This window comes from Mesorhizobium sp. C089B, assembly GCF_030323125.1.
Lineage (GTDB): Bacteria > Pseudomonadota > Alphaproteobacteria > Rhizobiales > Rhizobiaceae > Mesorhizobium.
Window position 1 is genome coordinate 4,957,818 of the sequence record NZ_CP100469.1, and the last position, 21,857, is coordinate 4,979,674.

At 63.4% G+C, this 21,857-nt stretch carries 19 protein-coding genes and 1 pseudogene; 7 read left to right on the forward strand and 13 right to left on the reverse strand.

The genetic code is table 11. The features are described from left to right. Nucleotides 1–161: 161 nt before the first annotated feature. From NLY44_RS24560 to NLY44_RS24575, 4 genes are all read right to left on the reverse strand, one after another. Nucleotides 162–2,477: a putative bifunctional diguanylate cyclase/phosphodiesterase gene (locus NLY44_RS24560; RefSeq protein WP_023806224.1), complete on the reverse strand. Its 2,316-nt coding sequence runs from the start codon at nucleotides 2,475–2,477 to the stop codon at nucleotides 162–164. Between the two features lie 91 nt (nucleotides 2,478–2,568). Continuing rightward, nucleotides 2,569–6,039, reverse strand: a complete 3,471-nt coding sequence (locus NLY44_RS24565; RefSeq protein WP_023806223.1) for an indolepyruvate ferredoxin oxidoreductase family protein — start codon at nucleotides 6,037–6,039, stop codon at nucleotides 2,569–2,571. A gap of 221 nt (nucleotides 6,040–6,260) precedes the next feature. After that, complete coding sequence (locus NLY44_RS24570; RefSeq protein ID WP_023671345.1) at nucleotides 6,261–6,791, reverse strand: hypothetical protein; 531 nt, start codon at nucleotides 6,789–6,791, stop codon at nucleotides 6,261–6,263. Beyond that, nucleotides 6,784–7,395, reverse strand: a complete 612-nt coding sequence (locus NLY44_RS24575) for a CGNR zinc finger domain-containing protein (RefSeq protein WP_023683519.1) — start codon at nucleotides 7,393–7,395, stop codon at nucleotides 6,784–6,786. The genes NLY44_RS24570 and NLY44_RS24575 overlap by 8 nt, the downstream gene beginning before the upstream one ends. A gap of 89 nt (nucleotides 7,396–7,484) precedes the next feature. Here NLY44_RS24575 and NLY44_RS24580 point away from each other — a divergent pair. The 4 genes and pseudogenes from NLY44_RS24580 (at nucleotide 7,485) to NLY44_RS24595 (ending at nucleotide 12,029) form a co-directional block, all read left to right on the forward strand. Further along, nucleotides 7,485–8,389: pseudogene (locus tag NLY44_RS24580) on the forward strand (branched-chain amino acid ABC transporter permease). 197 nt (nucleotides 8,390–8,586) lie between these two features. Beyond that, the gene (locus tag NLY44_RS24585) at nucleotides 8,587–9,192 is read left to right on the forward strand and encodes a TRAP transporter small permease subunit (RefSeq protein ID WP_023683517.1); all 606 of its coding nucleotides are present in this window, start codon (nucleotides 8,587–8,589) and stop codon (nucleotides 9,190–9,192) included. Continuing rightward, complete coding sequence (locus tag NLY44_RS24590; protein WP_023683516.1) at nucleotides 9,189–10,967, forward strand: TRAP transporter large permease; 1,779 nt, start codon at nucleotides 9,189–9,191, stop codon at nucleotides 10,965–10,967. Before NLY44_RS24585 ends, NLY44_RS24590 begins: the two co-directional genes overlap by 4 nt. A 33-nt stretch (nucleotides 10,968–11,000) precedes the next feature. Next, nucleotides 11,001–12,029 carry a zinc-dependent alcohol dehydrogenase family protein gene (locus NLY44_RS24595; protein WP_023683515.1) on the forward strand — a complete coding sequence of 343 codons (1,029 nt, stop codon included), beginning with the start codon at nucleotides 11,001–11,003 and terminating at the stop codon, nucleotides 12,027–12,029. 250 nt (nucleotides 12,030–12,279) lie between these two features. Here NLY44_RS24595 and NLY44_RS24600 read toward each other — a convergent pair whose 3' ends face one another. Next, the gene (locus tag NLY44_RS24600; protein WP_023806222.1) at nucleotides 12,280–13,389 is read right to left on the reverse strand and encodes a TRAP transporter substrate-binding protein; all 1,110 of its coding nucleotides are present in this window, start codon (nucleotides 13,387–13,389) and stop codon (nucleotides 12,280–12,282) included. A 294-nt stretch (nucleotides 13,390–13,683) separates the two neighbouring features. Here NLY44_RS24600 and NLY44_RS24605 point away from each other — a divergent pair, with 294 nt between their 5' ends. Continuing rightward, nucleotides 13,684–14,457, forward strand: coding sequence for a gamma-glutamyl-gamma-aminobutyrate hydrolase family protein (locus tag NLY44_RS24605; RefSeq protein WP_023703661.1), 774 nt, complete (start codon nucleotides 13,684–13,686; stop codon nucleotides 14,455–14,457). 10 nt (nucleotides 14,458–14,467) lie between these two features. Here NLY44_RS24605 and NLY44_RS24610 read toward each other — a convergent pair whose 3' ends face one another. From NLY44_RS24610 to NLY44_RS33020, 6 genes are all read right to left on the reverse strand, one after another. Then, nucleotides 14,468–14,878 (reverse strand): hypothetical protein, encoded by a 411-nt coding sequence (locus tag NLY44_RS24610; protein WP_023703660.1) that lies wholly within the window; start codon nucleotides 14,876–14,878, stop codon nucleotides 14,468–14,470. 82 nt (nucleotides 14,879–14,960) lie between these two features. After that, the gene (locus NLY44_RS24615) at nucleotides 14,961–15,944 is read right to left on the reverse strand and encodes a 2-hydroxyacid dehydrogenase (protein ID WP_023806221.1); all 984 of its coding nucleotides are present in this window, start codon (nucleotides 15,942–15,944) and stop codon (nucleotides 14,961–14,963) included. Further along, on the reverse strand, nucleotides 15,941–16,963 hold the full coding sequence (locus NLY44_RS24620) for a LacI family DNA-binding transcriptional regulator (protein ID WP_023671355.1): 1,023 nt from the start codon (nucleotides 16,961–16,963) through the stop codon (nucleotides 15,941–15,943). Before NLY44_RS24620 ends, NLY44_RS24615 begins: the two co-directional genes overlap by 4 nt. 66 nt (nucleotides 16,964–17,029) lie before the next feature. Continuing rightward, nucleotides 17,030–17,914, reverse strand: coding sequence for a DMT family transporter (locus tag NLY44_RS24625; RefSeq protein ID WP_032886143.1), 885 nt, complete (start codon nucleotides 17,912–17,914; stop codon nucleotides 17,030–17,032). 181 nt (nucleotides 17,915–18,095) lie between these two features. Further along, nucleotides 18,096–18,494 (reverse strand): LysR substrate-binding domain-containing protein, encoded by a 399-nt coding sequence (locus NLY44_RS33015; RefSeq protein ID WP_353654444.1) that lies wholly within the window; start codon nucleotides 18,492–18,494, stop codon nucleotides 18,096–18,098. Next, nucleotides 18,407–18,955 (reverse strand): LysR family transcriptional regulator, encoded by a 549-nt coding sequence (locus tag NLY44_RS33020; protein WP_353654445.1) that lies wholly within the window; start codon nucleotides 18,953–18,955, stop codon nucleotides 18,407–18,409. The genes NLY44_RS33015 and NLY44_RS33020 overlap by 88 nt, the downstream gene beginning before the upstream one ends. A gap of 170 nt (nucleotides 18,956–19,125) precedes the next feature. On the opposite strand from NLY44_RS33020, the gene NLY44_RS24635 reads away from it, so the two are divergent. Beyond that, nucleotides 19,126–19,914 carry an alpha/beta fold hydrolase gene (locus tag NLY44_RS24635; RefSeq protein ID WP_023689240.1) on the forward strand — a complete coding sequence of 263 codons (789 nt, stop codon included), beginning with the start codon at nucleotides 19,126–19,128 and terminating at the stop codon, nucleotides 19,912–19,914. Here the strand turns inward: NLY44_RS24635 and NLY44_RS24640 are convergent. After that, nucleotides 19,911–20,318, reverse strand: a complete 408-nt coding sequence (locus NLY44_RS24640) for a DUF2000 family protein (RefSeq protein WP_023806219.1) — start codon at nucleotides 20,316–20,318, stop codon at nucleotides 19,911–19,913. The genes NLY44_RS24635 and NLY44_RS24640 overlap by 4 nt on opposite strands. A gap of 46 nt (nucleotides 20,319–20,364) precedes the next feature. Here NLY44_RS24640 and NLY44_RS24645 point away from each other — a divergent pair, with 46 nt between their 5' ends. Further along, the gene (locus NLY44_RS24645; protein ID WP_023703657.1) at nucleotides 20,365–21,228 is read left to right on the forward strand and encodes an AraC family transcriptional regulator; all 864 of its coding nucleotides are present in this window, start codon (nucleotides 20,365–20,367) and stop codon (nucleotides 21,226–21,228) included. 26 nt (nucleotides 21,229–21,254) lie between these two features. On the opposite strand, the gene NLY44_RS24650 is transcribed toward NLY44_RS24645, so the two are convergent. Then, nucleotides 21,255–21,725 (reverse strand): MarR family winged helix-turn-helix transcriptional regulator, encoded by a 471-nt coding sequence (locus tag NLY44_RS24650; protein ID WP_023694717.1) that lies wholly within the window; start codon nucleotides 21,723–21,725, stop codon nucleotides 21,255–21,257. Between the last annotated feature and the right edge of the window lie 132 nt (nucleotides 21,726–21,857).

Here is a 21,857-nt window from a genome sequence, read left to right on the forward strand (position 1 = left end):
CCTCGTGCCGTCGCAACTAAACCATACCGGACGACCGAATGAACAAGAAGATGAAACTCTAATCGTCTGTGTTTACCGAATATTAACGTTAACAATAGGTTAACGTTTTGGCAATACACAGCTTTTTTGACGGCTTTCAAGCGCGATTTAAAGGTTGGGCTTCATGTGGTCGCGAGTTTGGCGACGGGCCGCAATTCCGCGGCGAAGGGCCAGGTCACATTGGACATCGTTTCGATGCCGGACGCGCTGAGAGCTGCGCCGAAGAGGAAGCCCTGGACGAGGTCGGGTTTCACCGAATGCACCAGGATCTTCAGCTGTTCGAACGTTTCCACACCTTCGATGGTGACGGTCAGCCCGAGCACGCGGGTCAGGTCGACGATGCCCTTCAACAAGTCGAGCGAACGCTTGTTCTGGGTCACGTCCATCAGGAACGAACGGTCGATCTTGATCTTGTCTAGCGGCAGCTTGTGGAGGTAGCTCAGGCTTGAATAGCCGGTGCCGAAATCGTCGAGCGCGATGCGCACGCCAACCTGCTTCAGTTCCTCGATATACTGGCGCGTCAGCGATTTGTCGTCGAGCAGCGCGGTTTCGGTGACTTCGATCTCGAGGCGGCCAGCGGCGAGCCCCGAAGTGGCAAGCGCGTCGCGAACCTTCTGGACGACGTCGCGGCTGCGGAAATCCTTGGCCGAAAGGTTGACCGAGACGCTGGTCTGTGCGGGCCATTTGGCGCATTCGGCGCAGGCCGCCGCGAGCACGAAGGTGCTGATCTCGGAAATGATGCCCATTTCTTCGGCCAGCGGAATGAAGACGCTGGGCGAAACCGGCCCGAGGTCGGGATGATCCCAGCGGCACAGCGCCTCGCAGCTGGCGATGCGCATGGTGTTCATCGCCACGATGGGCTGATAGACCACCCGCAAGGCCTTGCCTTCCACAGCCGTGCGCAGGTCGGCCTTCATCATCTGGCGGTTGCGGAACGCCGCATCCATCGCCGCCTCGAAGAGTCGCCAGTTGTTCTTGCCGAGTTCCTTGGCCTTGTAGAGCGCCAGATCGGCCTTGACGATCATGGCGTCGACATCGGTGTCCTCGACCCTGGACAGCACGGCGCCCGCGCTTGCCTGGATGCGCAGGCTGTGACCAGCGACATCGACTTCGCCCTGCAGATCGGCAAAGATCTGGTCGAGCAGGCCCGTCAGATGGCTTTCATCCTCGACGCGGTCGAAGAAGATCATGAACTCGTCGCCGCCGAAACGGCTGACATTGACGCCTTGCCCGGCGACGGCCGCCAGTCGCTCGGCAACGGCATAGATCAGCCCATCGCCGACCGGATGGCCAAGTGTGTCGTTGACGCTCTTGAAATCGTCTAGATCGAGCACCGCCAGCGCGCACAGGCGGTCGCGGCTGCCCGACGCCATGGCTTCACCGACCAGCTCATGGAAATACGCGCGGTTCGGCAGGCCGGTAAGGCTGTCATAGCGCGCCATGAAGCGGATTTTTTCCTCAGCCTCGACGCGGGCGGTGACGTCCTCGAAGGTGATGACACCGAGATCCTGATTGCCCTCGCGGGCCGAGAACTCGTAGTGCTGGCCATTGGAGAAGGAGACCAGCACCTTGCGGTCACGGCCTTCGCGCAACGCGCGCGTCAGCTGCGCTTCGACATAGCGGCAGTCTTTCGGCGCCAGCATGCCGCCCGCAACGCCGCGCAGGAGCAGCGAATGGATCGACCGCCCGAGCAGCTGGTCGGGCGAGCGCAGCGACATCAGATGCGCTGCTTCGGCATTGCCGACCACGACCTTGCCGTCGGGTCCGAGCATGACCAGGCCATGCGACATGGTGTTGAGTGCGCGGTTGAAGCGCTGCGCGATTTGCCTCGCCTGCTTATGCCCGACCACGGCCGAGAACAGCACGTTGCGCACATGGTCGGCACTGCCCTTGATGATGAACATGAACGGGATGATGAGCAGCCCAAGCACGACACTGGGAATGTCAAACCTGAGGATAAGGGCTGCTGCGATCGGCCCGACGAAGGTTACCGCGAAGATCGTGACCATGCGGGGCGAGCCGTAGTTTCGGCCTACGACCGTGACCAGAGAGCCAAGCGTTATGGCGAGCGCTGCGATCTCGGCATACGCATCCGAGTAGACATAGATCGAAATGAAGCAGAACAGGCCCAGCATCAGCCCCTGGATGCTGCCGTTCAGGATATATTCGCGCTCCCATCGTGTCGCATCCAAGGCATCGTGGATGGAACCACCCAGGCGATGGAACCGCCGCAAGCTGAAATACCGCCAAACGCCGATGCCAAGCAGTGCTCCGGCAAGAACCAGGAAGACAGGCTGGCCGTTGCGCCAATAGACCATAAGGCTGGCGGTTGCGTGGCAAAGCGCGCCAATGACCAGCATATGCGCGTTGTCGAACAACGAGCGCACAAACTGGATATAAACATCCACAGGGATGTTATCGGTCTTTGTTCTGCCCATTACTGGCGCCCAACTGAACCACAGCCTTGGCATAGTCCCATTAAAAAACCTTTAGCTCGCGCTGAAGGGCCTGTTTTTCCGGCGCTTTTGGCTACTCAGCGGCTTGTAATGCGCTTGGCTGCACCGGCAACTTGAATCGTTCAAGAAGGCGATTTCGTTCATCCGCCGCCTTTTCGGCGCTGGCCTGCCTCACATGGCCGTAGCCGCGAATGAGCGCCGGCACCGAGGCAAGGGCGATGGCGGCCTCGATCCTGCCTGGCGCAAGTGCTTTGGCGACAAGCTCCAGATCGGCCTCATAGCGGGCCAGAAGCTGCCGCTCCATGCGCCGCTCGGCGCTGTAGCCGAACACGTCGAAGGCCGTGCCGCGCAGGCTTTTCAGCGCCGCCAGCAGGCGAAAACCCTTCATCATCCACGGGCCGAAGCTCGATTTCCTCGGCTTGCCGTCATTGCCGCGCCTGCCCATGATCGGCGGCGCCAGATGAAATTCGAGCTTTTCGTAGCTCTGGAACTGTTTTGACAGCTCCATAGCGAAGGAGCCGTCAGTGTAGAGCCGCGCCACCTCATATTCGTCCTTGATCGCCATCAGCTTGAACAGATTTTTGGCGGCTGCCTCGGTCACCGCGGTCGAGCCGGGCACGGCCTTTGCCTCGGCGGCACGCAGGACCGCCAGCCGCTCGACATAGCGCCTGCCATAGGCGGCATTCTGATAGGCAGAGAGGAAAGCGACGCGGCGGGCGATGATATCGTCCAGCGTCTCGGCGATCTCAGTGGCCTTGCTCGGTTGCGCGATGAGGCCGCGCACAAACTCCGGCTGATGCGCGGCGCGCCGGCCCCAGCGGAAGGCGGCGATGTTCATCGCCACCGCCTCGCCATTCAATTCAATCGCTCTTTCAACGGCTTGCGCGGACAGCGGCAGCCCGCCATGCTGGAAAGCGAAGCCGAGCATGAACATGTTGGCGCCGAGCGAATTGCCGAACAATTGGGTGGCGGTGCGCGTGGCGTCGAAGAAATGGGTCTTGTCTTCGCCGGCGGCAGCACGGATCGCCTTCTTCAGGCGCTCGATCGGCAGCGAGAAATCGGCCGAACGGGCGAACTCGCCAGGCATGATCTCGGCGGTGTTGGCGAGGAAGATGGTATGGCCTTCGCGTACCGCGCCAAGCACCTTCTTGGCGCCCGAGACGACGAGGTCGCAGCCGAGCACCAGGTCCGCCTTGCCGGCCGAAACGCGGATCGCGTGGATGTCGTCCGGGGTGCGGGCGATGCGGACATGGGTGAACACCGAGCCGCCCTTCTGGGCGAGGCCGGCCATGTCGATCATGCCGCAGCCCTTGTCCTCGAGATGGGCGGCCATGCCGAGCACAGCACCTATGGTGACGACGCCGGTGCCGCCGACGCCGTCGATGATCGCCGCCCAACCCTCGCTACCGAGCGGGAATTCGGCCGGCACCGGCACGCCGTCAAGCGGGTCGGAGCGGCCGGCAATGCCTTCGGCCTTCCTGATCTTGGCGCCGTGCACGGTGACGAAGGACGGGCAGAAGCCGTTGACGCAGGAGAAATCCTTGTTGCAGCTCGACTGGTCTATTCTGCGCTTGCGGCCGAACTCGGTCTCGACCGGCTGGATCGAGACGCAGTTCGATTGCACGCCGCAATCGCCGCAGCCCTCGCAGACCAGTTCGTTGATGAAGACCCGCTTGTCGGGATCCGGGAAGGTGCCGCGCTTGCGGCGGCGGCGCTTTTCGGCGGCGCAGGTCTGGTCGTAGAGCAGCACCGAGACGCCCTTGACGTCGCGCAGCTCGCGCTGGACGAGGTCGAGGTCGTCGCGGTGGTGGATGGTGGCGCCGGAGGGGAATTCGGCCTTCCCCGCATATTTCTCCGGCTCGTCGGTGACGATGGCGATGCGCTCGACGCCTTCGGCGCGCACCTGCCTGGCGATCATGTCGACAGTCAGGCCGCCCTCATGCGGCTGACCGCCGGTCATGGCGACGGCGTCGTTGTAGAGGATCTTGTAGGTGATGTTGGCATCGGTCGACAGCGCGAAGCGGATCGCCAGCGTGCCGGAGTGATTGTAGGTCCCGTCGCCGAGATTCTGGAAAATGTGGCCGCGCTTGGAGAATGGCGCCTGGCCGACCCATTGTGCGCCCTCGCCGCCCATGGCGGTGAAGCCGACCGTGTTGCGGTCCATCCACAGCGCCATGAAATGGCAGCCGATACCGGCGGCTGCGATCGAGCCGTCCGGCACCTTGGTCGAGGAATTGTGCGGGCATCCGGAGCAGAAGAACGGCGTGCGCGAACCGATATCGCTGGTGTCGGCAAGCATCGCCTGGAACTGGCGCAGCTTTGCCACCTTTGCAGTGATCTCTTCCGAAGGGCCGATTGTGCGCAGGATGCGCTCGCCCAGCGCAATGGCGATCTCGTTGGGGTCGAGCGCGCCCTTGGCCGGGAACAGCCAGTCGCCGCGCTCGTCCTTCTTGCCGATGATCGTCGGCCGCGTGGCGGTGCCGTAGAGGTTTTCGCGCAGCTGCACCTCGATCAGCGAGCGCTTCTCCTCGATGACGACGATGGTGTCGAGGCCGCGGGCGAATTCTGAGATATGCTGCAGGTCGAGCGGCCACGGGCAGCCGACCTTGAACAGGCGGATGCCGATGCGGTTGGCGGCGGCCTCGTCGACGCCGATGTCTTCCAGCGCCTGGCGGGCATCGAGATAGCTCTTGCCGAGCGTGATGATCCCGAGCTTCGGCGCCCGGCCGCCCGAATAGACGATGCGGTTCAGGCCGTTGGCATGGATGAAGGCGGATGCAGCGGCGCGCTTGTATTCATGCAGGCGCTCCTCCTGGCCGAGCATGTCGATCTCATCGCGGATGTTGAGGCCGCCGGGCGGCATATCGAACTCCGGCACGACGATGTTCAGGCGCTCGAGCGCGGCATCGACGGAGGCCGTGGATTCGATGTTGTCCTTGACGCATTTGATAGCCGCCCAGGTGCCGGCGAAGCGCGACATGGCAAAGCCGTAGAGGCCGTAGTCGATGATCTCCTGAACGCCGGCCGGGTTGAGGATCGGCACCATGGTGTCGACGAACAGGAATTCGGTGGCGTGCGCATTGGTCGATGATTCGGCCATATGGTCGTCGCCCATCAGCGCAAGCACGCCGCCATGCTTCGACGATCCCGCGAGGTTGGCGTGGCGGAAAACGTCGCCGGAGCGGTCGACGCCCGGTCCCTTGCCGTACCAGACCGAAAACACCCCGTCATGCTTGCCTTCGCCCAGCAATTCCGTCTGCTGAGAGCCCCAGCAGGCGGTGGCGGCAAGCTCCTCGTTGAGGCCGGGCTGGAAGACGATGTCGGCCTGCGCCAGCTGCTTTTTCGCCCGCCACAGCTGCATGTCGAGGCCGCCGAGCGGCGAGCCGCGATAACCGGACACGAAGCCGGCCGTGTTGAGGCCGGCCCGGCGGTCGCGCTCGCGTTGCATCAAAAGCATGCGGATGACCGCCTGTGCGCCGGACAGGAAGATGCGCTCCTTACCGAGATCGAACTTGTCGTCGAGCGCGACGTCGTGCAGCGTCATCAGGCATTTCCTCTGCGGAGACAGCACCGGGGGCGCGCAGCCAACGTTGGAGTGAGATGGCGCAGTCTTTCTCCGCTTGCAAGGCAGGTCAAACGAAATCGAAAGTGCCAGGCAAAGCGCAACGAACGATCCGCTGCCGTCGCGTATCCGGTACGAAATCGGTCCGCGGCGGTTGTCCGGCGACCAAAAATTTCCACGCAGTCGCGCCGGGCTAAGACGCGTCAGCCTTTCGAGCAATCCGGCTTCGGCTCACCCGGCAGCTTGCCGTCGGGATGGCCGGCAAGATCGGGATTGGCCGTATAGAGCTGGTCGACCACCAGCGGCCGGTCGGGAAGGATCGACTGGTCCTCGCTCGACATCAGCGTCGTGTCGATCTTCTGCAGGAACGTGCCGTCAGGACCCCTGATGCTGATCGAAATCGCATAGGGCTTGTCCTTGACGATACAGGTCAGCGCCGGGCTTTCCAGGCTGACCTTGTCGAGCTTCGGCCAGACCTTCTGCTCGATCACCAGGGGAGGACCGCCAGCCGGATTCTGGAAGCTGGCGACCGCAACCTGGCCTTCGCCCATCGGCTGCAGGGGCCGCAGCGTCACGACATAGGTCGCCCGGGCGAGGCGGTAATTGAAGACGACGACCTTGCCGGAAACCTCGAACAGCTTGCCGTCGCCGCCGGTGTCGCGGCAGGCGCCAAGCGCAACGGCTGCAATGAGCGCAGCACCGACAAGGATCGAACGAAAAACAACCCTAGGCATTGTTGACCTCATGGGGCGCCGTGCGGCGGCGGCGATAGTGACGGCTTGCTTTCTGGCGGTTGCCGCACACAGCCATATCGCACCAAAGGCGGCTGGAATTGCGGCTCCTGTCGACGAACAGCCAGCTGCAATTGGGACAGATCCTGAGCCTGGCGACCGTGTCGTCGCGCAGCAGCGACAAGGCCGAAACCGCCAGCGCCGCCTCGAACGCGATCGGCGTCGATGGGTCGCCGAACGGTCTACCCGGTGCGCCGATTTCGGCCAGGCTCCGGTCGAGGCCGTTGGCGCAGGCCTTGAGAAAAGCGGCGAGGTCGCCGGCGGCAAGCGCACCTTTCGACACCGCGCCGCGAAACAGGCAGTCGGTCGTCTCGCGGATCGCCAGCACCACCGGGGCGATCCTGTCCGGCGAGGTCGCCTCCAGCGGTCTGCCGCCAAGCTCGGCACCGCGAAAGCCGCTTGCGGCATCGGCGAAGCGCGCGATCTCGGCCGGATCGTCAAAACGGTCGAAGGTCTTTTCCGGATCGTTGCGCAACACCACGGTGTTGGCCGTATCGAGCGCAAGAATGCCGCCGGTGAAGCGATGTGGGGTCCAAGATACTGTCATATCAGAATCTAACCCATAAAACGCATTTGACAAGTTAGATTCTACGATGCAAAACCTTGGCGCGGGCTCCGGCGCCCGGAAAGCTGTCTATGCTCTATTTCTTCCAGCAGGTGCTGAACGGGCTGCATTCCGGCGCGCTCTATGCGCTGCTTGCCTTCGGCTACGTGCTGACCAACGGCATCCTGCACCGGACCAATCTCGCCTATGGCGCGCTGTTCGCCTTTTGCGGCCAGACGATGATCCTGACCGTGGCCTTCGGCTATCAGGTATTGTGGCTGACCTTGCTGGCGGCAGTGGTGCTCGGCGTCGTCACGGCTTTCCTTTATGCCGCGCTGATCGGCCACGTGCTGTCGCGCAGCGTCTTCGAACCGCTGGCCGACCGCACGCCCAATGCCATTGTGGTGACGACGCTCGGCATCCTGCTGGTGCTGTCGGAAGCAAGCCGTATCGCCGCCGACACGCATGATTGGTGGCTGCCGCCGATCCTGGCGCAACCCATTGTCTTCGCTCAGGATGCCGGCTTCCAGGCGACGCTGACGCTGATCCAGCTCATCGATTGCGCGGTGGTTCTGGCGGCCATCATGCTCGCTGCATGGGCGTTTGCCCGCTCGGGCTTCGGTCGCCGTTGGCGCGCCGTCTCCGACGACCCCAAAGCGGCTGCCATGTGCGGCGTGGACGTGCGCGCAGTGTTCCGGCATGCGGTGCTGTTCGGCGGTTTCTGCGCCGCGCTGGCCGGAATCATGGCCGCCCTTTACTACGGCAATGTCAGCTTCGGCTCCGGCCTCGTCTACGGGCTGAAAATCCTGTTCGTGACGGCGGTGGGCGGCTATCTCTCTCCGCTCGGGCCGCGCTCGGTGCGGCCGCCTTCGGCATGACGGAGTCGCTATGGGCCGGCTATTTCCCGATCGAATGGCGCGATGGCTGGATGTATCTGTTCCTGGTCGCGGCACTTGTGCTGATCGGTCCCGGCCGCGACCAGCAGAAGATCGCCTGATCGCCGCATCCGCTGTCAGACTTTGGTTGCATGACGCAGCAGCCGGTCGGCACTTATCCCCTGCCTCCCGTCACGACGGCGTTGATCGCGCCCATGCCATGTTGACCCGCCGAACCACGCACGGCATACCGTTGGGCCACAGCGGCGCGACGGAAAATAGGGGAGCCGGCGCGCCTTCGACCTCAGGGAGGAAATGCATGGCAGGGCTGCTCGCTCTATCCAGAACGATCGACCGTATGAACGAGTTCATCGGCCGGTGGATATCGTGGCTGATCCTGCTGGCAATCCTGGTCAGCGCCGCCAATGCCATCATCCGCAAGGTCTTCGACGTCTCGTCGAATGCCTGGCTGGAACTGCAGTGGTACCTGTTCGGCGCCGCCTTCATGCTGGCCGCCGCCTACACGCTGAAACAGAACGACCATATCCGCATCGACATCGTCTACGGCATGTGGTCGCGCCGCGTGCAGCACTGGATCGACCTGCTCGGTCATGTCTTCTTCCTGATGCCGTTCGTGACGCTGATGGTGATCTATTTTGTCCCCTACGTGTCGCTGTCGTTCCGCAGCGGCGAAATGTCGAACAATTCCGGCGGCCTGATCATCTGGCCGGCCAAGGCAATCCTGCTCGTCGGCTTCTTCCTGCTGGCGCTGCAAGGCATCTCCGAGATCATCAAGAAGATCGCCATCATGCGCGGCGACATGGACGATCCCAATCCGTTCATCTCGGTGCACGAACAGGCCGAGCTCGAGGCTAAAGCCCTTGCTGAAGAGGCCAAGGCGCTCGCCCAGGAGGCGCGCCCATGATCGAGTTCATCGCCCAGAACATGGCGCCGATCATGTTCGCTTCGCTGATCATCTTCCTGCTGATCGGCTATCCCGTCGCTTTTTCACTCGCCGCAAACGGCCTGATGTTCTTCTTCATCGGTGTCGTGCTGTCGCCCTATTCGGGCGGCTCGATCAACCTGGCGTGGCCGCTGCTGCATGCGCTGCCCGACAATTTCTACGGCAGCCGGGTGATGTCGAACGACACGCTCTTGGCAATCCCGTTCTTCACCTTCATGGGCATCGTGCTGGAACGATCGGGCATGGCCGAGGACCTGCTCGACACGATCGGCCAGCTGTTCGGCCCGGTTCGCGGCGGCCTTGCCTATGCGGTGATTTTCGTCGGCGCGCTGCTTGCCGCGACCACGGGCGTGGTCGCGGCTTCGGTCATCGCCATGGGCCTGATCTCGCTGCCGATCATGCTGCGCTACGGCTATGACCGACGACTGGCGTCGGGCGTCATCGCGGCATCCGGCACACTCGCCCAGATCATCCCGCCGTCGCTGGTGCTGATCGTTCTGGCCGACCAGCTCGGCCGTTCGGTCGGCGACATGTATGCCGGCGCGCTGATCCCCGGCCTGGTGCTGACCGGCCTTTACACGCTCTACATCCTGATCATGTCGATCGTCCGGCCGAACTCGATGCCGGCGTTGCCGCTGGCGGCCCGCACGCTTGGCCACGGCGTGCTGTCGCTGCTCGCGGCACTGCTGGTGGCAGTCGCGGCTTCCTATGCGGCCTATCGCTACCTTGCGCCGGCGCATGGCGACAATGCCGATATCCTTGGCGCCAGCATCGGGGTGATCCTGATCTATATCGTGGCGATCGCCGACAAGGGCCTGAACATCAACATGATGTCCAGGTTGGCGCAGCAGGTGATCATCGTTTTGATCCCGCCTCTGGCGCTGATCTTCCTGGTGCTGGGCACCATCTTCCTCGGCATCGCCACCCCGACGGAGGGCGGCGCCATGGGCGCGGTTGGCGCCCTGGCGATGGCGGCAATGAAGGGGCGGTTGTCGCTGGATGTCATCAAACAGGCGCTCGCGTCGACCACCAGGCTTTCCTCCTTCGTGCTGTTCATCCTGATCGGCGCGCGGGTGTTCTCGCTGACCTTCTACGGCGTCAACGGCCACGTCTGGGTCGAGCATTTGTTGACGTCGCTGCCGGGCGGCGAAGTCGGCTTCCTGATCGGCGTCAACATCCTGGTCTTCGTGCTCGCCTTCTTCCTCGACTTCTTCGAGCTCGCCTTCATCATCGTACCGCTCTTGGCGCCGGCTGCCGATAAGCTCGGCATCGACCTGATCTGGTTCGGCGTGCTGCTCGGCGTCAACATGCAGACAAGCTTCATGCACCCGCCTTTCGGCTTTGCGCTGTTCTACCTGCGCTCTGTCGCCGCGCGCGTGCCCTATCTCGATCGCCTCACCGGCAAGCAGATCGCGCCGGTGACCACCGGCCAGATCTATTGGGGCGCCGTGCCCTTCGTCTGCATCCAGGTGATCATGATCGGGCTGACCATCGCCTTCCCGCAAATGGTCATGCGCTACAAGGGTGCGGCCGTCGATCCGGGAACGATCGAGATCAACTTGCCTGATATGCCAGGCCTTGCGCCTCTCGGCACACCACCACCAGCCAACGGTGGCCCATCACCCGCGGCGCCACCGTCGAACGATCTCTCGCAGCCGCCGAATTTCGGCGAGACGCCGCCCGCCAAGCCGGCGGCGCCGGCGACCGACCTGTCGCAGCCGCCGAACTTCAACTGATGTGTGAACACTGAGAACCTGAGTGAGGATGTCATGAGAGCCGTGCGCCTGGAAGCCGTGGGCAGCATTGCGCTACGGGAGGTCGACAAGCCTGTTGCGGGACCGCAGGACGTTCTGGTGCGCGTCGAAGCCTGCGGCGTTTGCGGCACCGACCGTCACCTCCTCCACGGCGAATTCCCTTCGAGCCCGCCGGTGACGCTTGGTCACGAATTCTGCGGCATCGTGGAGGCTGTCGGCGATGCGGTTTCCGGCATCGCCATCGGTGACCGTGTTACCGGCGATCCCAACATCTTCTGCGGACGCTGCAGTCATTGCCGAGCCGGCCGCGTCAATCTGTGCAGCAATCTCAGGGCCATCGGCATCCATCGCGACGGCGGCTTCGCCGACTACGTCGTGATGCCGCAGAGCCAGGCCTTTCTTCTGCCTGCGAACCTCAAGCCAACGCATGGCGCCTTCTGCGAGCCGCTGGCCTGCTGCCTGCACGCTGTCGACCTCGCCGGAATCAGACCCGGCGCTGCCGTGGTGGTGCTTGGTGGCGGCGTCATCGGCCTGCTTACCGTGCAATTGGCGAGGCTCGCAGGAGCGGCGACCATCATCCTGTCGACGCGGCAGGCCTCCCGCCGTGCGCTCGCCGAAGAGCTCGGTGCAACGGCGACGGTCGACCCAAACGCGGTCGACCCGATCGAGGCGATCGCCGGCCCAACCGGCCTTGTGCCCGGCGGGGCAGACGTGGTGCTCGAATGCGCCGGTGTCCCCGATACCGTCGAACAATCGATGCGGCTGGCGAAGTCCGGCGGCTCGGTGGTGATCGTCGGCGTGATGCCGCAAGGCGTGAAAGTGCCCTTCGAACCGTTCGACATCCTGTTTCGCGAACTGAAGGTTCTCGGCTCGTTCATCAACCCCTTCACCCACAGGCGGGCGGCGGACCTTGTCGCGTCCGGCGCAATCGAGATCGACAAGCTCATCTCAAGGCAGGTCGGCCTGGAGGAAGCCGCCTCGGTGATCGCCAATCCGGCAGCGCCCGGCGAGGTCAAGGTGTTGGTGGTGCCGGGCATGGAATGAAGGGCAGCCTCAATCCTGCGGCGTTGGCGATTGGCGAAACGGCGATGACCGCGCCCCTCTCCCCGTCACTATACGGGGACAGGATGCCGGCAGGCAGGTGAGGGTAGCGTCAACGCTCGGAAAAATAAGCTATAATTTCGGGGCGGCTACCAAGCCCAAGGCGATCGATCGCCGAAGTTTGCGCCGCCCCTCATCCACCTGCCGGGACCTTCTCCCCGTATAGTGACGGGGAGAAGGGACAGATCCCAGCCTACAGTTTGCCGTTGCGCTGCTGGACCATCATGAAGGTGTCGTAATTGTACTCGGCCACCTGCGCCCACAGATAGTGCTCCTTGCGGAAGCCCTTGATCGAGTCCCAGATCTTCTTGAACGGTGCGTTGGTGGCTTCCATTTCGGTGTAGACCTCATTGGCCTTCTCGAAACAGGCGGCCATGATGTCCTGGCTGAACGGGCGCAATTTCGCGCCGCCGGCCACCAGCCGCTTCACCGCCGCAGGATTGAGAAAATCGTATTTCTGCAGCATGTTGGCGTCCGCCGCCTGCGCGGCGGTGTGCACAAGCGACTTGTAGGCGGGCGACAGCTCCTCGTACTTGGCCTTGTTGAACAAGAGATGGACGGTCGGGCCGCCTTCCCACCAGCCGGGATAATAGTAGTAGGGCGCGACCTTGTAGAAGCCGAGCTTCTCGTCGTCATAGGGGCCGACCCATTCGGCGGCGTCGATCGTGCCTTTTTCCAGCGCCGGATAGATGTCGCCACCGGCGATCTGCTGCGGCACGACGCCGAGCTTCTGCACCACTTTGCCGGCAAAGCCGCCGATGCGCATCTTGAGGCCGGACAGGTCGGCGACGGTGTTGATCTCCTTGCGGAACCAGCCGCCCATCTGCACGCCGGTGTTGCCGCCGGGCAGGCCGAAAAGACCCTGCGTGGCAAGAAACTCGTTGAACAGGTCGATGCCGCCGCCATGATAGTGCCAGGCGTTCATGCCGCGCGCGTTGAGCGAGAACGGCACCGCCGCACCGAGCGCCCATGTCGGGTCCTTGCCCCAATAATAGTATGACACCGTGTGGCAGGCCTCGACGGTGCCGGCAGTGGTGGCGTCGGCGGCCTGCAGGCCGGGCACGAGTTCGCCGGAGGCGAAGACCTGGACCTGGAAATTGCCGTCCGTCGTCTCAGACAGCATCTTGGAGAAGACTTCGGCGCCGCCATAGATCGTATCGAGTGACTTGGGAAAGGATGACGCCAACCGCCACGTCACTTTCGGATTGGACTGGGCGATTGCCGGTGCGGCTAGCGTAGCGGCAGCCGCCGCTGCGCCCACGCCGGTGACCCCGGCCTTGCGGATGAATGAACGACGATCCATGCAGTTCCTCCCTATTGGACCAACAACCGATATCAGGGACATCTCCTCACGTCCGGTATCGATTTGCCCGAAACAATACACGGGCAAAAGGTCGAGTCCAGCATGGTGGCGGGATTTGACGGCGGCGCTGGCGACAAATCCGCGGGCCGGCCGGCCAGCCTGCAACTATAGTCTAACGTTCGCCGCGTGGCCCATGCGAGATGGCGAAACTTGCCATGGAAAAGCGCCTTCGGATCGCCTATTTTGCAGGCACAATAGCTATTCGCTTCGCGCCAAATGGAATCCGGACCCAAAATGCACCAGCCGCTCGTCGCCATATCAACCGACGTCCGTCAGTTCGACAACTACACCTGGCATGCCGTCCCGCAGCAATATATCGAGGCAGCACTTTCCGGCGCCGGCGTGTTCCCGCTTTTGGTGCCGTCATTCGGTGACCGGCTCGACTTCGACGAGCTGTTGTCTTCGGTCGACGGTGTCATGGTCACTGGCTCGAAGTCCAACGTGCATCCATCGCTCTATGGCGGCGACGCCAGCGAAGCCAACGGCCCCTACGACCCGGCGCGCGATTCCACCACGCTGCCGCTAATCCGCAAGGCGATCGAGCGCGGCGTGCCGCTGCTTGCCATCTGCCGCGGCATCCAGGAGTTGAACGTTGCGCTGGGCGGCACGCTTGGCACCGAGATCCAGGAGCGCGAAGGCTCGCTCGACCATCGCGCGCCGGTGAGCGACAACCAAGACGAACGCTTCGCCATTCACCAGACCATTTCGATCAAGCCGGGCAGCTGCCTGGCCGGTGTATTTGGCGCCGGCGACATCAAAGTCAACTCGCTGCACCGCCAAGGCATCGACCGGCTCGGCTCGAAGCTGCAGGTCGAGGCGGTTGCCGGCGACGGCACGGTGGAGGCGGTTTCGGTGAAGGACGCCCGCGCCTTCGCCGTCGGCGTGCAATGGCACCCCGAATACTGGGTCAAGTCGGACGGCAACTCGGCCAAGATCTTCCGCGCCTTCGGCGATGCGGTGCGCCTGCATGCGGCGGCGAAGGCCGGTGCACGGGCGGCGGCGGAATAAATCCCGACGATCAATTGCCGGCGGATTGATCCCGTTCGCCGGTTGTCGCCAGCGACAGCAGCGGCGTGGCCGGAGCGTAGGATTCGTAGCCGTCGCCATCCGCAACCGAGAAGGTGACGATCGGGTCGGTGCCGTCGGCGCTGAACGCGATCGTGCCGTCCTCGCCCTCTCGCCAGAATTTTGCCCGCTCGATCCCCGGCAGCAACCCGCGGCAACTCGGCGCCACGGTCAACAGCGACAGGCCATCGTCAATCGCGGCGCCGCGGCTAACCGCGCAGTCGCCTTCGTCGCCATTGGCGACCAGCCTGAAGGTGGTTGCCGGCCTTGCTTCATTGGCCGAACTTTCACTGCTGCCGCCGTGAAACAGCTGAAAGCCGGCGAAAAGTGCCGCTGCCGCAATCAATGCCGGAAGTTTCGTCATCTTGCACTCCGCGCTCCCCGGCGCAGATGCAGAATGATTCCAAAGCGTTAAGTCAACGTTAACGAGTGTGGCAGAGAGCCGCTCAGCTTCGTGGCTTGACTTGCGCCGTCTCAGGCACCGGGGTCAGTGGCCGGCGCTCGCTGAACCAGGATACCAGATTGTCGACGCACAGATCCGCCATGGCGCGGCGCGTGTGGTGCGAGGCCGAGCCGACATGGGGCAAAAGCGAGGTGTTGGGCGCCTCCAGCAAAGCCTTGGGCACATTCGGTTCATCGGCGAAAACATCGAGCCCGGCGGCGGCGATGGTGCCGTTGGCAAGCGCTGCGGCGAGGTCTGCCTCGTCGACCGTGCTGCCACGGCCGATGTTGACGAAAACGCCGTTGGCGCCAAGCGCCGCTAGGATTTCGGCATTGACCGCCTTCTCCGTGGAAGCGCCGCCCGGCACTACGGAAATCAGCGTATCGACCGCTTCGGCAAGGCCCTTCAGCGCCGGGTGGTATTCATAAGCTAGACCTTCGACCTTGCGCCTGTTGTGGTAGGCCACCGGCAGCCCGAACGCTTCCAGCCGGCGCGCAATGGCAAGGCCGATGCGGCCCATGCCGAAAATGCCGACATGCCGACCGCGCAAGGTCAGCCGGCTCAGGGGATAGTTGCCCTTCTTCACCCAACTGCCGTCGCGCAGCCATTTCTCGGCGTTGTAAAGTTCACGCACGGTGTTGAGCAAAAGGCCGATCGTGGTGTCGGCGACCTCCTCGGTCAAAACATCGGGGGTGTTGGTGACCATGATGTTTTTCTTGGCCGCATGGCCGGCATCGACCGAATCATAGCCGACGCCGAAGGAGGCGATGAGTTCGAGGTTGGGCAATGCATCCATCAATGCCGCATTGACGCCGGCAAAGGACGCAATGGCGCGCACGTCATGGCGCATCTCCTCGGTGACCAGGGCGGGATCGGCGCGCTCTATCTTGACCCGCTTGAAGGTGCGGTCGATGCGCTCGACCGCATGGTCGTTGAAATGTCCCGGCACCAGAACGGCGACGGTCTGCAACGCATCAGTCTTGGTCATGCACGCTCCACCGGCTTGCCGGTCGACTGGCGCACATGCAGTTCCGGCTTGATCAGTTCCTGTGACGGCCGTACCGCCTGTCCGTTCAGCTTGTCGAGCAGCGCGCTGGCGGCACGGCGGCCGACCTCTCGCTGGCCATTCCAGACCGTGGTGAGCGCCGGTGTCGCGATTGCCGCCTCCTCGAGATCGTCATAGCCGGTGACCGAGATGTCGGCGCCCGGCACCAGGCCGGCGCGGGCAATGCCGTTCATCAGGCCGATGGCGACCAGATCATTCCAGCAGCAAGCGGCGGTTGGCTTGTCTTTAAGCGCCAAAAACTGTCCAGCCGCCTCGAATCCGCCCTGCTTGGTGCGCGGCCCGGCGATGCGCCAGGACGGCCTGACCTCAAGCCCGGCGGCCTCCATGGCGTTGAGATAGCCCTGGTAGCGGTCGCGCCCTGTCGAGGTCTGGTCGGTGCCGCCGATCATGGCGATGCGCTTGTGCCCGAGCGAGATCAGATGATTGGTGGCAAGTGCCGTGCCATAGGCATCGTCACCACGAAACACCGGCACGTCGGCGCCTTCCACGCTGCGTGCGATCAGCACCGCCGGCAGGCCGTTTTCCTCGGCCATGACGATGTCGGAAGCCGGCGTGCCGATGGCCGGCGACATGATGACGCCGTCGGCGCCAAGCTGCAGCAGCGTATCGATGAAGGTGCGTTGCTTTTCCAACTGGTCATAATGGTTGGACAGGATGAAGGTCTGCCGGCTGCGATCGAGTTCGCTTTCGATCGAGCGCAGGATCTCGGCGAAGAACGGGTTCATGATGTCGTGCACGACGACACCGACAATGCCCGAGCGCGAGGTGCGCAGTGAGGCGGCGCGGCGGTTGTAGATATACCCGATGGCCCGCGCATGTTCCTTGATGCGGTCACGCGTGGCGCCGGCGACCAGCGGGCTGTCGCGCAAGGCGAGGGAGACAGTGGCCGTGGACACGCCAAGCGCATCCGCGATCGTCGAAAGCTTGATCTTTTGTGCCAGCCCTTCGCTCCCCGAGTTTTTTTAAATTTTTTAAATGCGGCGTTATGCCATCGGATTCGGAGCAAATCAAAGTTTTTTCGCCAGCGCCTCCGCCTCGGCATCGACGGTCGTGCGATTGCGCAGCCGCAAACGGTGCTCGCGATGGATGATGTAAAGGCCGCTGGCGACGATGATGGCAGCACCCACCAGCGTCCAGCGGTCGGGGAACTGGTGGAAGATGATCCAGCCGGACAGGATCATCCAGACCATCTGCGAATAGGGGTACGGCGCCAGCGCCGTGGTGGTCGCCAGGCGGTAGGCCTGCACCAGCAGCCAGTGGCCGCCGGCGCCGAACACGCCCAGCATCACCAGTATGAACCAGTGCCAGCCATCCTGCGGCAGCCCATGCGAGAACGGCAGCATCGGCAGAAGCAGCACGGCCGGCGCCAGCGCCGAAAACAGGATCAGGCTTTCCGAGGTTTCGCTGGCTGACATCCGCCGCGTCATGATGACGTAAAAACTGTTCGACAGCATCGAGCCGAGCGCGAAAAGATGGCCGATGCCGAACACGCCGATGCCCGGCCTTGTAATGACGAGCACGCCGACAAAGCCCGACAGGATTGCCAGCCAGCGCCGCCAGCCGGCCCATTCACCAAGCAGCGGTCCGGCAAGGGCGGTGATCACCATCGGCCCGAAGAAGTAGATCGAGGTGGTCTCGGCCAGTTGAAGCGTTTTGAGCGCCATGACGTTGCACATCGTCGAGCCGAACAGCAGACCGCCGCGCAGGATGTGGGCCGGCAAATTGTTGGCGCGGAAGCGCGACGGCTCGCGCCAGCCGCGCAGGAAGACGCCGACAAGCAGGACATGGACGGTGAAGCGGGCCCAGGCGACGATCAGCGCCGAGACGCCGGCCAGGACCAGATATTTGCTCGAGGTGTCGAGAAAGGTGAAAAAGACATAGGTCGAAAGCATGAACAGCATCGCCGCGAGCGGCGTTGCGCTTTCGTCTGATTTTGCGGGAACGTTCAATGTCAGGCCGGGCAGGGAGGATCAACGCTTAACCTTTGCGGCAATCGCCTGCGCCCGGCAAGCCAAAAGCGACTGGCACAACAGGAGTCGCGCGCAGGCTCAGCGCGGGCCGATCCTATGCCGGCTAAAGCGCCTCGCCGGATGCCACTTGCGCCTGGAGATGAAGCCACAACGCCTGGGCGACGGGTCCATGCGGTCGGTCGCGCCGGCGCACCGCCGCCAGGGTCTCCGTCCGGCCGGGCAGATGTGCACCAGCGATCGAGATCAGCCTCCTATCCCGCAGTTCGTCCTCGATCAGCCATGCCGGCAGATGGCCCCAGGCCAGTCCGTGAAGGATCAGTTCCTTCTTCATCAGATGATCCGGCGCCGAGCACTGATGCGCACCGTCGATGAGGAAATAGCTCTCCGGCGATGGCCGCCGCGCCGTGTCGCGGATCACGCACTGGGTGAAGGGCCGCATCTGCTCCGGCGCAATCTCGCGGCCAGGCGCGAACGGAAGGAACCCAGGCGCCACCACCGGCACGAGGGCACCGCGCAGAGATCGATCCGCTCGAGATGCGGATCGGAAGGATCCGCGCGATGGAAGATGAGGTCAGCCGAGCCTTCCATCAACCGTTCGAGCGGACCGCCGACCGCCTCGTACTCCAGGTGCAGGCGTGTCCCGGTGCGTTCGGCAAAGAAGCCGCTGAGCATACGCAGGATTTGCGGTCGCGGGCAGAGATCACCCATGACGACACGCAGGACCGTCTCCTCGCCGCTCGCCAACTGGCCCGCATAGGTTCGCAGATGGTCGAGCTCGCGCAATGTCAGCTGCGCTCGCGCGTGAAACTCGCGGCCCGCCTCCGTCAGCCCCACCCGATATCCGCTGCGGTCGAGAAGTGTGAGCCCGAGCAACTGCTCGAGGCGTGCGACAGCGGCGAAGACGGATGGATGCGATCGGTTCAAGGCAAGGGCGGCCGCCTGGAAGCTGCCCTCGCTTGCCACGGCGTCAAAGCACCGTAGGTCGTGGAGTTTTAGACCATTCATTATCGTAAAAACCTACTGAGATCGTCCAATCATAGTAATTTTCCTGGATAATTACGAGGCCTAGGGTGGCTCATTCAAAGGGCGGCGGGAGCATCGAACTCCTTTCGCCAGGGTGAGATGAGGACCAGATGACTGACACGCTTTATTTTACGACGGGCGACGGCTGCCGGATCGCCTATCAGCTGGCGGGGGCCGGCCCTGTGCTTGTGCTCTCGAATTCCATTGCGACGAACCTGCATATGTGGGACCGGCAGCTTGCGGAATTTGCCGGATCTTTCCGGGTGCTGCGCTATGATCTGCGCGGCCACGGCAGTTCCGATGCTCCGGCCGGAGCCTATTCGCTCGATCGGCTGGGCCGCGACGTCCTTGAGCTGCTGGATGCGCTTCAGATCGCCCGCGTGCATTTCTGCGGGCTGTCGCTGGGCGGCTTCGTAGGGCAGTGGCTGGGTATCCATGCCCCGGACCGCATCGAGCGTCTCATCCTTTCCAACACCTCGCCACATCTCGGGCCGGCTTCTTACTTTGACGAGCAGATCCGTACTGTCCTTGCTGCGAGCAACATGTCGGCCGCCGCGGACATGTTCATGCACAACTGGTTTCCCGCCTCGATGCTTGCCGGCCCAAACGAAACCGTCGACGCGTTCCGCGCGATGGTCCTGGCGACGCCGCCCCAAGGTCTCGCGGGATGCTTCGCCGCCGTACGCGATTGCGATCTGCGCCGGACTGTCTCCCTCATTACCGCCCCCACCCTGGTGATCGGTGGAGAAGACGACAAGGTAACGCTGGCAAGCCACAGCGAGGCGATCGCAGCCAGCATCCCCGGCGCCACGCTTACACTGCTTCCGGGCGTCCATATGCTGAACGTCGAGCGGCCGACTGAATTCATGAGCGCCGTTACACGCTTCCTGCTGAATTAGGCGTGCATGCGGGCGCCCTTGGTGATCTTGTCGACGAGTTTCTTGTCGGCACGCAGCGCGATGCCGACGATCTTGGCGTCCTCAGGGCCGAACTCGGCGAAGACGGCGCGGTTGGCCGCATCGAAGCCGGTGGCAAACATCTCCTCGACATAGGCTGACGCCGTCACGCCCCGCTCCAGCGCCTTCCGGTGGATGGAGTTGAGCGTCGGCCCATCGGCCGAAAGCACGATGACCGGCTGGATCGACAGAGGATTGTAAAGGTTGCCGGCGCGGTCGCGGTAGGGTTCGCCGATAATGGCGGGGAATTGCGCGACGATGCCGCTGGTCAGGAAGGCGGCGACGTTGAGCTTTTGCCAGACGGCGAGATCGTCCCGCAGCACGATTGCAAATTTCGTATCGAACACCAAAATGAGGACTCCGGAGCACGCCCATGAAGGGCAGGGATAGGTGATGACGCACGATCTAGACGGTGAGGCGACACAGGGTCTTGGACGTTCGTGCGCGGATGAAGACCGGATCGTCTCGGCGCCAGGCAGCACCGGCATCGAGCGCATCGAGGCGCATTTCCATGGCAACGCCTTCGACCTGCACCGTCATGATACACTTGCCGTCGGCGTGACGCTTTCCGGTGTGCAGCGCTTCCACTACAGGGGCACTGTCAACCACAGCCTGCCCGGCCAGGTTATCGTGCTGCATCCCGACGAAGTGCACGATGGCGGCGCCGGGACCGAGGATGGTCTGCGCTACCGGATCCTCTATCTGGAACCCTCACTGCTGCTCGACTGCCTCGACGGCGCGCCGCTGCCTTTCGTCAGGGATGCTGTGGTCAGCGATCCTGCCTTGCGTGGCACGCTGCTTTCGGCCCTGTCGCCGCTCGATGAGGAACTGGACGAGCTGTTCGTCGCCGATTTCGTTGCGGAGCTGGCGCAGCATCTGGGGCGTCATGCGGGACAGAAAGCAAAGCCGATGGGGAAGTCGGCCTCGCGTGCGGCAGCGCTGGCGCGCGGCTATCTCGAGGAGAATGCCGAGCGGTCCGTTCGTTCCGATGAGCTGGAAGCCGTCACCGGGCTCGACCGCTATGCGCTGTCACGCCATTTTCGCGCGACCTATTCCACCAGCCCGCATCGGTTCCTGCTGATGCGCCGGCTGCAAAAGGCAAGACGGATGATCGAGGTGGGCGAGCCGCTGGCCGAGATTGCCGTTGGCGCCGGCTTCAGCGACCAGAGTCATTTCAACAGGCATTTCAAGAAAGCATTCGGCCTGACGCCCGGCCGCTGGTCGGCGCTGGTGCGCGGCCCTTCGGTGGCGGCCTAGCTCAAGACACGCGGCCGCCGTGCCGGTCAGTCGTCGATGTCGGCGTCGTCGTCGACGAGCACCAGCTCCTCGTTCGACAAATTGGCCTCGATGCGGGCGAGCAGCTTGAACAGCGTCTTCTGTTCTTTCTTGTCGAGGCCCTTCAAGGCCTGCTTTTCGGTCTTCTTCACCGACTTCTCGATGGCGTGGATGATCTCGCGGCCGGTGTCGGTGAGAAAGATATGCGCCTGGCGTGCATCCGCGGAAGAGGCGCGCTTTTCCAAAAAGCCCTGGGCCTGCAGCCGGTTGATGGTCTTGGTGATGGTCGGCGGGCGCACGCCGAGGCGGCCGGCGAGATTGCCGGGCGTCTGGCCGTCCTCGCGGTCGAGCGTCAGCATGATCTGGTCCTGGCCGGCATAGAAGCCGTGCGCCAGAAGCCGCGCCGCCAGCGCGGTCCTTGCCAGCCTTGCCGCCGAATGCAGCCGGCTCATCGTTGCAGTCTTGTCCGCCTTGGCCATGGTGATCCCTCTTCGGCCGTACCGGTGCGTGCAGCATAGACGCAGCCGGCCGGTTGGCAATCGACGATCCAAAAGATTCCGGCTTTCGAAACAGCTTTGCCGGCAAGCATTTGTGGTGCTCGAAATGGTGAT

Excerpts from the sequence above, each read along its gene's own strand:
- NLY44_RS24645 (WP_023703657.1), top strand. The coding sequence starts at position 20,365 with ATGACGCACGATCTAGACGGTGAGGCGACACAGGGTCTTGGACGTTCG.
- NLY44_RS24610 (WP_023703660.1), bottom strand. The coding sequence starts at position 14,878 with ATGACGAAACTTCCGGCATTGATTGCGGCAGCGGCACTTTTCGCCGGC.
- NLY44_RS24570 (WP_023671345.1), bottom strand. The coding sequence starts at position 6,791 with ATGCCTAGGGTTGTTTTTCGTTCGATCCTTGTCGGTGCTGCGCTCATT.
- NLY44_RS24575 (WP_023683519.1), bottom strand. The coding sequence starts at position 7,395 with ATGACAGTATCTTGGACCCCACATCGCTTCACCGGCGGCATTCTTGCG.
- NLY44_RS24615 (WP_023806221.1), bottom strand. The coding sequence starts at position 15,944 with ATGACCAAGACTGATGCGTTGCAGACCGTCGCCGTTCTGGTGCCGGGA.
- NLY44_RS24585 (WP_023683517.1), top strand. The coding sequence starts at position 8,587 with ATGGCAGGGCTGCTCGCTCTATCCAGAACGATCGACCGTATGAACGAG.
- NLY44_RS24650 (WP_023694717.1), bottom strand. The coding sequence starts at position 21,725 with ATGGCCAAGGCGGACAAGACTGCAACGATGAGCCGGCTGCATTCGGCG.
- NLY44_RS24595 (WP_023683515.1), top strand. The coding sequence starts at position 11,001 with ATGAGAGCCGTGCGCCTGGAAGCCGTGGGCAGCATTGCGCTACGGGAG.
- NLY44_RS24600 (WP_023806222.1), bottom strand. The coding sequence starts at position 13,389 with ATGGATCGTCGTTCATTCATCCGCAAGGCCGGGGTCACCGGCGTGGGC.
- NLY44_RS24635 (WP_023689240.1), top strand. The coding sequence starts at position 19,126 with ATGACTGACACGCTTTATTTTACGACGGGCGACGGCTGCCGGATCGCC.
- NLY44_RS24560 (WP_023806224.1), bottom strand. The coding sequence starts at position 2,477 with ATGGGCAGAACAAAGACCGATAACATCCCTGTGGATGTTTATATCCAG.
- NLY44_RS24605 (WP_023703661.1), top strand. The coding sequence starts at position 13,684 with ATGCACCAGCCGCTCGTCGCCATATCAACCGACGTCCGTCAGTTCGAC.
- NLY44_RS24590 (WP_023683516.1), top strand. The coding sequence starts at position 9,189 with ATGATCGAGTTCATCGCCCAGAACATGGCGCCGATCATGTTCGCTTCG.
- NLY44_RS24565 (WP_023806223.1), bottom strand. The coding sequence starts at position 6,039 with ATGACGCTGCACGACGTCGCGCTCGACGACAAGTTCGATCTCGGTAAG.
- NLY44_RS24625 (WP_032886143.1), bottom strand. The coding sequence starts at position 17,914 with ATGCTTTCGACCTATGTCTTTTTCACCTTTCTCGACACCTCGAGCAAA.